General features: G+C 57.6%; 1 pseudogene. It reads left to right on the top strand.

The window, feature by feature from the left end:
* Positions 1–573 precede the first annotated feature (573 nt).
* A pseudogene (locus tag Apa02nite_RS50760) lies at positions 574–946 on the top strand (group II intron reverse transcriptase/maturase); the annotation flags it as partial.

Here is a 946-nt window from a genome sequence, read left to right on the forward strand (position 1 = left end):
TTGTGCCCTGAACAGTGAAGGAGCTATTTGTAGGCAAGCTCTGTAAGTGATGCTGTGCGGGAGATGAAGGTTTGGCCCTTCGGAGCCGCCCACTCGGGGGGAGGCTTCAAACCACCACATGCTGCGTTGGCTGAAGACCGTCGTGGTGAGCGATGTGGAAAAGGCGCACAAGATGTGTCAGGTGGGGATCAGGAAGACGATCGTCGTTGAGGTGTCGTTATTTAAGAAGTGACATCGGAACCGGGATTTCCAATGCGTTCCCGGGATAAGTCTGGCGGGTTCCCGATTTTCTGGCCAGGCGGTGTCCGGCATGGATGGCGACGTGAGCCTGATCTGCGGCTCTCGTATGGAACAGGGGAAGGCATGTCCGGCTACTGCCATCTCGCATTCTGGGGGTGGCGAGAGGGAGTGTCTCAAGCGGCACAAACCGTGAGAGATCGAGTACCGATACTGGGCGTGCTGGCGGACCGACTCGTAGTAGTGATGAAAGCCGTTGTAATGGCGGTCGAGCGAAGGTGTCGGGTCGTTCGAGGTCTTTTCGTCTGATCAACCGGTGTTCCCGGGAGGAGTCACGTGGAGAGGCAGAAGTCAGCGGAAGGTAAGTCGTTTGACATTTCCAAGCAGGAAGTGTGGGAAGCGTATCGGCAGGTGAAGGCCAATAAGGGTGGGCCGGGCGTGGATGGTATGACGATGGAGGATTTCGAGGCAGATCTGAAGAACAAGTTGTATCGGATCTGGAATCGGATGTCCTCGGGTTCATATTTTCCTCCTCCGGTGAAAGCGGTAGAGATCGCGAAGTCGCATGGTGGCGGCACCCGGGTGTTGGGTGTTCCCACCATCGCGGACAGAGTGGCGCAGACGGTCGTGGCCAGGCGGTTGGAGGCGAAGGTCGAACCGATCTTCCATCCCGACTCGTATGGGTATCGGCCGAACCGGTCGGCTCTAG

Source organism: Actinoplanes palleronii (assembly GCF_016862315.1).
Classification (GTDB): Bacteria; Actinomycetota; Actinomycetes; order Mycobacteriales; family Micromonosporaceae; genus Actinoplanes; species Actinoplanes palleronii.